The organism is Dyadobacter sp., assembly GCF_051859145.1.
GTDB lineage: Bacteria > Bacteroidota > Bacteroidia > Cytophagales > Spirosomataceae > Dyadobacter.
On the sequence record NZ_JBHYGF010000151.1, the window covers coordinates 1 to 9,019 of the forward strand.

General features: G+C 48.7%; 7 protein-coding genes. All 7 read left to right on the forward strand.

From position 1 onward, the window contains the following. Positions 1 to 922, forward strand: a 922-nt coding sequence (locus tag ACTIE6_RS10345; protein WP_439556564.1) for a neutral/alkaline non-lysosomal ceramidase N-terminal domain-containing protein, incomplete at its 5' end; no start/stop codon positions are given. Positions 923 to 930: 8 nt separating this feature from the next. Continuing rightward, positions 931 to 2,253 (forward strand): hypothetical protein, encoded by a 1,323-nt coding sequence (locus ACTIE6_RS10350; RefSeq protein WP_439556565.1) that lies wholly within the window; start codon positions 931 to 933, stop codon positions 2,251 to 2,253. A gap of 11 nt (positions 2,254 to 2,264) precedes the next feature. After that, positions 2,265 to 3,656 carry a Gfo/Idh/MocA family oxidoreductase gene (locus ACTIE6_RS10355; protein WP_439556566.1) on the forward strand — a complete coding sequence of 464 codons (1,392 nt, stop codon included), beginning with the start codon at positions 2,265 to 2,267 and terminating at the stop codon, positions 3,654 to 3,656. 239 nt (positions 3,657 to 3,895) lie between these two features. Beyond that, complete coding sequence (locus tag ACTIE6_RS10360; protein ID WP_439556567.1) at positions 3,896 to 5,218, forward strand: sugar MFS transporter; 1,323 nt, start codon at positions 3,896 to 3,898, stop codon at positions 5,216 to 5,218. Between the two features lie 173 nt (positions 5,219 to 5,391). After that, positions 5,392 to 6,573 carry an N-acetylglucosamine-6-phosphate deacetylase gene (nagA, locus tag ACTIE6_RS10365; protein ID WP_439556568.1) on the forward strand — a complete coding sequence of 394 codons (1,182 nt, stop codon included), beginning with the start codon at positions 5,392 to 5,394 and terminating at the stop codon, positions 6,571 to 6,573. 19 nt (positions 6,574 to 6,592) lie between these two features. Next, positions 6,593 to 7,369 (forward strand): glucosamine-6-phosphate deaminase, encoded by a 777-nt coding sequence (locus ACTIE6_RS10370; RefSeq protein WP_439556569.1) that lies wholly within the window; start codon positions 6,593 to 6,595, stop codon positions 7,367 to 7,369. Between the two features lie 45 nt (positions 7,370 to 7,414). Next, positions 7,415 to 8,794 carry a putative oxidoreductase C-terminal domain-containing protein gene (locus tag ACTIE6_RS10375; protein WP_439556570.1) on the forward strand — a complete coding sequence of 460 codons (1,380 nt, stop codon included), beginning with the start codon at positions 7,415 to 7,417 and terminating at the stop codon, positions 8,792 to 8,794. Positions 8,795 to 9,019 lie beyond the last annotated feature (225 nt).

Below are 9,019 nucleotides of genomic sequence, written 5' to 3' on the forward strand. Positions count from 1 at the left end.
GGCGGGCAATGCATTGAAAGCTTTGCAACCAGCTACCTTGCAATCCCAAAATGGCGTCGCGCGTTTTCAGGTAAACCGGAGAAACAACAATGCAGCCACGCTGGAAAGGCTGACAGAGATCACAGGTCCAGGCGACGCGGCGGTGCCTGTATTGAAAGTGGCAGACGCAAAAGGCAAAATGCTGGCGGTTGCATTTGGCTACGCCTGCCACCCTACTGTGCTGGATTTATACAAATGGTCAGGAGACTATCCAGGCTATGCACAAATAGAGCTCGAAAAGCTTTACCCCGGCACTACGGCGCTGTTTTTTCAGGGTGCCGGAGCAGACCAGAACCCATTGCCGCGACGTACCGTGCCGCTTGCAGTCCAGTATGGAAAAACGCTTGCAGCAGCAGTAGAGCGCGTACTGAGTGAAGATATGAAGACGCTCGAACCAAAACTCTCAACTGCCTATTCAGAAGTAGAGCTGTCGCTTACCACTGCGCCTACCAAAGAACAATTTACTGCATTGGCCAAAAACACGACAGGTTACCAGCAGAAATGGGCGAACAGGATGCTTGAAAAGATTGAGAAAAAAGAGCCTTTTACCACCTCCTACCCTTTTCCACTGCAAGTTTGGAAGCTGGGCGACCAGGCGATCATGACACTCGGCGGCGAGCTGGTGGTGGATTATGCCATTAACCTGAAAAAGATATTCGGCCAGGAGACTTTCGTAATGGGCTACTCCAATGACGTGATGACCTACATTCCGAGTGCGACCATCCTGCGTGAGGGCGGCTACGAAGGAGAAGCTGCCGCTATCGTGTACGGGCTGCCTGCTACCTGGGCTTCCGATGTAGAAATCAAGATTTTAAATGGAATGGTTAACCTCGCCAAAGAAGCGGGCGTCACCAAACCTGAATCCCGTGTGATCAAAAATTAAACTGAACAGTGACCCATACCCACCACCACCTCCGATTTGAAGCGCTTGATCAAAAAGGATCACTCACAGCCTGGCACTATTATTCGGGCTTTGATCGCGCTCACGATACGTACAACGCGATTTCGGCTGCAAGCGACGGCCGGATTTACTACGTTCTTTCGTCGGATCAATACGAAATCGGCGGACAAATGTACGTGTACGATCCTGAGACTGACGAGACACAATTCATAGCTGACCTCACCGAAGTTTGCGGAGAAAAAGACCTGAAAGCGATCCCGCAGGGAAAAAGCCACGTGCGATTTTATGAAAGAAATGGCAAACTGTACTTCTCAACCCACGTCGGTTTTTATCAGCTGATTGACGGAATGGACCGGTTGCCCGAAACGCCGCCGGCAGGTTACGGTCTGTATCCCGGCGGGCATTTTCTTTCTTACGATCTCAAAACAGGCGCATTCGAAGATCTGGCCATCGTGCCGAACGGAGAGGGAATGGTATCAATGACCATGGACCGGGAGCGGGGGCATTTGTACGGGATTACCTGGCCGCACGGGAATTTTGTTCATTATGATATAGATCAGAACAAGCTTAAAAACCTGGGACCGATTTCGGCAGGTGGCGAGGCAGGTACGCCGGGTGACGATTTCCGCTCCTTGTGCCGCTCGCTTTTTGTGGATGCCGAGCTGGCAGATGTATATTTTTCAGTTGCAGAAGGTGATATTTTTACATATAACCCCGAAGTAGGCGCTGTGCGGAAGTTACAAAATGCGGACTTGCGCCTGGATTATTTTGGCAAATACGATCCCACACGTCCGGGCAGCATGTCGTACAACTGGCGTAAAATCTTCTGGCACCCGGTTGAAAAGGTTGCTTACGGCGTGCATGGAAACTCGGGTTATCTCTTCCGTTTTGATCCAAGAAAAGAGCAGATCGAGATCGTGGAGCGCATTACTTCCTGGCCTTCCAAAAGGAGTGGGATGTTTGACCAGTTTAGTTACGGGTACCTCGGCTTTCAACTCGGTCCGGACGGGGAAACGATCTACTACCTGACAGGAGGTCCCATTTACGTGGATGGAAAACGGCTGAAAGGCGAAGCACAGATTGCAAAAGGCGCGGCCAAAGGTTTGGAAAACCTGCATTTGATCACATTCCACATTCCAACACAAACTTACATTGATCACGGTCCCGTTTTCTACGAAGATGGCGGGCGGCCCACTTACGTCAACTCGATTGCAGTAGACGCGAATGGGGATGTTTACACACTTGCACGCTTTGAACATGAAGGAAAAACAATCCAGGACCTGGTCAAAATATTTAATCCTTTTAAAAATTAAACCTATATCCAATGACAACCAATCTGAACGATAACAACGCTGCTTCCGGAAACCAGGAAAGTGGCAACAACAGGAGAGATTTTATCAAAAAATCGTTGACGGGAGGCGCGGCACTTGCATTCGGCGGCGTATTGCCGGGCTTTTCTCCTAAGAGCTATGCCAAGATCATCGGCGCCAATGAGAAAGTGCGCGTGGGTATGATGGGCGTAAACAGCCGTGGACTTGCATTGTCTTCGAACTACGCTTTGCAGCCCAATTGCGAGATCGTATCCATTTCGGATGTAGACTCCCGTGCAGCTGAAAAGGCGATTAGTACTGTTGAAGGAATTGCCAAATACAAGCCTGCAAATGTACCTGATTTCAGAAAGGCACTGGAAAACAAAGATATGGACGCGCTGGTTGTGGCAGCGCCCGATCATTGGCACGCACCTGCGGCAATACTCGCCTCCAAAGCAGGCAAGCACGTTTACCTCGAAAAACCATGCAGCCACAATCCCCACGAAGGCGAGTTGCTGATTGCTGCTGCGAAAAAATACAAGAATGTGATCCAGATGGGTAACCAGCGACGCTCGTGGCCCAATGTAGCTGCTGCGATCAAGGCTGTTCACGAGGGCGCTATTGGCCGGGCGTACTTTGCAAAAGGCTGGTATACCAACAACCGCGCGTCAATTGGCGTTGGTAAAGAAGTGGCCGTACCTTCCTGGCTTGACTACGAACTTTGGCAGGGACCGGCTCCACGCAGAGCTTATAAAGACAACGTGGTGCATTACAACTGGCACTGGTTCTGGAACTGGGGCACAGGCGAGGCGCTGAACAATGGTACCCACATGCTCGACCTGATGCGCTGGGGCTTGCAGGTCGATTATCCAACGAAGGTAACTTCCATCGGTGGCCGGTTCCGCTATAAGGACGATTGGGAAACGCCGGATACGCAGGCTATCAACCTTGAATTTGCCAATAACACGATGATGTCGTGGGAGGGACGCAGCTGCAACGGACGTACGATTGAAGGTACGAGCGTGGGCGTGGTGTTTTATGGAGACAACGGTTCACTTCAAATCGGCGAGGGCAATACTTACCAGATTTTTGACCTTAAAAACAAGCTGGTAAAAGAAGCGAAAAACGACTTTGTCATCGACCCGCTTAACAAAATGAACCCTTCGCAGGGACTCGACGCACTGCATATCCAGAACTTCTTTGACGGTATCAAAAAAGGCACTGCATTGAATGCCGAGATCGTAGGCGGACACCAGAGTACATTGCTCGCCCAGCTCGGAAACATTGCGGTACGTTCCGGCGGTGTGCTGAACATCGATCCTTCCAACGGGCATATCAAGGGCAATAAGGAAGCGGAGAAGTTGTGGAAGCGCGAGTATCAGAAAGGCTGGGAACCGACGGTTTAAGCATTTGAACTTCGTTTGTAGCGTCGTGCTTTTGCCCTTTGTTCGTAACGTCGTACTTGCCCTTCGACTCCGCAGGGTGACAAAGGGCATTTTGTCACCCTGAGCGGACCGGGCCGCCGGGCGGTCGAAGGGCAGGCCAAATGCTACTTTCGATAGGCTGGCAAAAAGCTACAAGCGAAGATTGTTGAGCGCAACCTCAACAAATACTAAACCCTTTATACCAATGAAAGCAAGACCTAATGAAAGCAGCAACAGTCGCAATAAAAGTTGAAAACCTGACCCGGAGGGAAACGACCATTTCCATTTTCCTGATCGGGGTCATGTTTTTCATTTTCGGATTCATTTCCTGGGTGAATTCAATCCTCATTCCGTATTTCAAAATAGCCTGCGAGCTCACGAGTTTTCAGGCTTACCTCGTCGCATTTGCATTTTACATTGCCTATTTCGTGATGTCGGTACCTTCTTCTTTTTTGTTGAAAAAGGTGGGTTTCAAAAAGGGTATGATGTTCGGGTTCTGGTCGATGGCATTGGGCGCATTCATTTTTGTGCCCGCCGCCATGACCCGTACTTACGAAATATTCCTGCTCGGTTTGTTCACTATCGGTATCGGACTGGCTATTCTGCAGACTGCTGCGAACCCTTACATTACCATTCTGGGCGCGAAGGAAAGAGCGGCACAGCGGATCAGTATCATGGGGATATGCAACAAAGCAGCGGGCATTTTGTCGCCTATCGTGTTTGCCGCAGTTATTCTGAAACCAACCGACACGGATCTTTTCGCACAGCTGGGTTCCATGACGGATATAGAAAGGAGCGCAGCACTGGACGAACTGATCCGCCGCGTAGTCAATCCGTATATTGCATTGGGTACGTTCCTGTTTGTGCTGGGAATATTGGTTTTCAAATCACCTTTGCCGGAGATTGATACTGAACACGAAAGTGAGGAAATAGCAACTGCCAACGCAGGCAAAACGAGCATTTTTCAATTCCCTCACCTCATCCTGGGCGCACTGGCAATTTTCCTGCACGTCGGTACACAAGTAATCGCGATCGATACCATTATTGGTTATGCCAATTCAATGGGCATTGATTTGCTGGAAGCTAAGGTTTTTCCTTCCTATACCTTGTTCTGCACCATTTGCGGATATCTGATCGGTATTTCATTGATCCCGAAATTTATCAGTCAGGTGAATGCATTGCGCATTTGCACGATCCTGGGTACCGTGTTTTCACTACTTATCATTTTCACAAAAGGGCAGGTTAACTTCCTGGGGCACGAGACCGACATTTCGATCTGGTTTGTGGTACTGCTTGGTCTGGCCAACTCGCTCGTTTGGGCAGGCATCTGGCCGCTGGCACTCGACGACCTTGGTCGCTTCACCAAGCTGGGCGCCTCGATCATGATCATGGGACTCTGCGGAAACGCAATTATGCCACTCTTCTACGGCCATTTCGCGGATCAGTTTGATGTACGGCAGGCGTATTGGGTATTGATTCCGTGTTATTTGTATTTGGTGTTTTATGCGGTGAAGGGGCATAAGTTGCGGAGGTGGGGCTTCTAATTGCTGCTGGCTGTCGGCTTTCGGCAGTCGGCAGTCGGCTTTTGTCATCCTGAGCGCAGTCGAAGGGTAAAGGCGACCGCTCTGGTATTAAGAGCATTGTGCAATGTGCTTCGACTGCGCTCAGCATGACAAAGTGATTGAGCAAGCCAGATGGTAAAATCTAATATTTTCAAATGAAAACAAAAATCACAAACGGCACACTAGTCACCCCGCACCGCTATATCAAAAACGGTACGCTGGTAATTGAAGATGGGGAAATCGTTGGTATTCACCAGGGTGATATTGATGTACCCGATGCCGAAGTAATCGATGCAAACGGACATTACGTCGCACCTGGCTTTATTGATATTCACATTCATGGTGGGGGCGGTCATGATTTTATGGATGGTAGTGTGGAGGCATTTTTAGGGATTGCTGAATCGCATGCAAAGTATGGTACTACTGCGATGGTTCCGACTACGCTGACGAGCGAGAAAGCGGATTTACTGGAAACGCTGGATTTGTATGAAAAAGCAAATGCATTGAATGCAAACGGCGCGCAGTTTCTCGGAATGCACTTGGAAGGCCCCTATTTCGCATTGAGCCAGCGGGGCGCGCAGGATCCGCGGTATATCCGAAATCCTGATCCGGCCGAATATGAAGAAGTGCTGGCTTATTCCTCTTCCATTACCAGATGGAGCGCTGCGCCTGAGTTGCCGGGGGCTATCGATTTTGGTAAAAGATTAAGACAGAAAGGAATACTGGCCGCAGTGGCGCATACGGACGCGATTTACGAGGAGGTTTTGGATGCATTTGAGAATGGGTACACCCTGGCTACGCATCTCTACTCAGCAATGTCGGGCGTAACGCGGCGCAATGCATTCAGATACGCGGGTACCATTGAAAGTGCTTTTTTGCTGGATATGGATGTAGAGATTATCGCCGACGGCGTGCATTTGCCTGCGCCGCTTTTGAAGCTGATCTGTAAAATCAAAGGCGCTGATCGGATTGCTTTGATCACGGATGCAATGCGCGCTGCGGGAATGCCAGAAGGTGAAAGTACGTTGGGCTCGCTTAAAAATGGATTGAAAGTGATTGTCGAAGACGGTGTAGCCAAGCTGCCCGACCGCACTTCTTTTGCAGGGAGCGTGTCAACAGCCGACAGACTGGTGCGGACTATGGTGCAAATCGCCGACGTTTCGCTGCTCGATGCGGTGAGAATGGCGAGTTTGACTCCTGCGAGGATCATGGGAGTAGATCCGAGAAAAGGCTCTCTGGTGGCTGGAAAAGATGCTGACATTGTGATTTTTGACGAAAATATATCAGTACAAAAGACCATTGTCAAAGGAAAAGTAATTTACAATAACGCTATATAAAGTATTAAATAAGCAAAAGATGAAAGTGGACAATCTGGAAATAAAAATTTTTGAAACCCGGAAAGAAATGGGTACCGATGCTGCCCGTTGCGTAGCAGATAAGATCAGGGAGTTGCAGGTTTCGAAAGATACGTTGAACATTATTTTTGCCTCTGCGCCTTCACAAAATGAATTTCTGAATGCATTGAAAGAAGAGGAAGGGATTGCATGGGAAAAGATCAATGCTTTTCACATGGACGAATATGTGGGCATTCCTGCCGATGCGCCGCAAAACTTTGGTTACTTTTTGAAAGTACGTCTGTTTGATTTTAAACCGCTTAAATCAGTTAATTACCTCAACGGAAATGCGGCTGATCTCGAAGCAGAATGCAAGCGGTACGCACAGCTGCTGCTTGACAATCCCATTGATATCGTTTGTCTGGGTATTGGCGAAAACGGGCATTTGGCATTCAACGATCCGCACGTCGCGTTTTTTGACGATCCGCAAATCGTAAAGCAGGTGGACCTCGACGATGCCTGCCGCCAGCAACAGGTAAATGATGCGTGCTTTGATACTTTCGACGAGGTACCAGCCACTGCATTGACATTGACAATCCCGACTTTGATGAAGGCTGATTATGCTTTCTGCATCGTTCCGGGAGAGAAAAAGGCCAAAGCGATCGCCCATACGGTTGAGGAAGATATCCAGGAATTGTACCCGTCGACGATCCTGCGCACCCACCCGAATGCGATTCTTTTTATCGACAAGGCAAGTTCAGGGATGCTCAAAGAAATATCGTCTTACAGTCAGGCGTAGTTTCGTTTTGAAACTATCTTGCACCTGTTACATTAACCCATTCAAATGAGAAAACAACTCTTGACAATCGCTTTATTGAGCGCAATGGCATTTAACCAGGCATGTAATTCGAAAAAGGAAGAGGCTAAGGATGAGGAAGCTAAAAAACCGCTGAGCCTGATCGTGGTAGAGCCCGGCCACTTCCACGCGGCGCTTGTTCAGAAGTCTATGTATGACGATGTGGACTCTGTAGTGCACGTTTACGCCACCGAAGGTCCGGATGTGAAAGCTTACCTGGATAAGGTAGAGAAGTACAACACCGCTGCTGAAAATCCGACCCGCTGGAAAGAGGAAGTGTACACCGGTGCCGATTTCATGGACAAAATGCTGTCTGAGAAGAAAGGTAATGTGGTGGTTTTGGCTGGAAACAACCAGAAGAAAACGGACTATATCAAACGTTCTGTTGATGCAGGTTTGAATGTGCTGGCGGACAAACCCATGGCGATTGACGCGGCTGGTTTTGACAAATTGAAAGAAGCCTTTGAAAGCGCGAAGAAAAACAATGTACTGCTGTACGACATCATGACCGAGCGTTATGAGATCACAAACACACTGCAACGCGAGCTAGCGGCGCTTCCTGAGATTTTTGGAGAGTTGCAAAAAGGTACGCCCGAAAGTCCGGCCGTGATGAAGGAAAGCGTGCACCATTATTTCAAATACATTTCCGGCGAGCCGCTTGTTCGTCCGACGTGGTTTTTTGATGTAAAACAGCAGGGCGAAGGAATGGTGGATGTGACAACGCACTTGGTTGACTTGGTTCAATGGAGCGCATTTCCTGACGTGGCTTTAGATTATCAAAAAGACATGGAGTTGCTCAGCTCAAAACGCACTGCTACGCAATTAACTCCTTCACAATTCAAGCTCGTGACCAAAAGCGAAACTTTCCCTGACTTCCTGAAAAAGGATGTGAAGGATACGATTTTGAATGTGTATTCAAATGGTGAAATGACCTACAAGCTGAAAGGCGTGCATGCAAAAGTTTCTGTTCTGTGGAACTTCCAGGCACCGGAAGGAACTGGCGACACGCATTACTCTATCATGAAAGGTTCGAAAGCAAACCTCATCGTGCGCCAGGGCAAAGAGCAGAAGTACAAGCCTGTTCTTTTTATCGAAACTACGGATAAGAGCAAAGGCTACGCGGATGCTGTTGCGGCTGCATTCAAAGCGGTGCAGGAAAAACATCCTGGCGTGGAGCTAAAAAAGATCGCTGCCGGCTGGGAAGTATCTATTCCACAGAGATATGAAGTAGGTCACGAAGCGCATTTCGCGCAGGTTGCGAATGCTTATATGGGATTCCTGAAAGCAGGTAAGCTGCCGGAGTGGGAAGTGCCGAATATGATTGCGAAGTATTGGTTGACGACGGAGGCGCTGAAGAGAGCGAAATGATTCATGACCCGTGTTCCGTCGGTTGAAACCGACGGAAATGGATTTGGCGAGTGGCGCTTTGCGCTGCTCGCTTTTTTTTTATTTATAATTATCGAATGGCAGTGGGACAATTATCAACGGTAGAGTTGAGTATCTATTAAAGCCTTTTCTTTTGATAACTTTACAATGGTTAAATTATATAACATTATCATGAAACCGATACCGAAGAGAAACGGTCACCTAGCA

Coding starts and splice junctions, on each gene's coding strand:
- ACTIE6_RS10355 (WP_439556566.1), top strand. CDS start 2,265: ATGACAACCAATCTGAACGATAACAACGCTGCTTCCGGAAACCAGGAA.
- ACTIE6_RS10360 (WP_439556567.1), top strand. CDS start 3,896: ATGAAAGCAGCAACAGTCGCAATAAAAGTTGAAAACCTGACCCGGAGG.
- nagA (WP_439556568.1), top strand. CDS start 5,392: ATGAAAACAAAAATCACAAACGGCACACTAGTCACCCCGCACCGCTAT.
- ACTIE6_RS10370 (WP_439556569.1), top strand. CDS start 6,593: ATGAAAGTGGACAATCTGGAAATAAAAATTTTTGAAACCCGGAAAGAA.
- ACTIE6_RS10375 (WP_439556570.1), top strand. CDS start 7,415: ATGAGAAAACAACTCTTGACAATCGCTTTATTGAGCGCAATGGCATTT.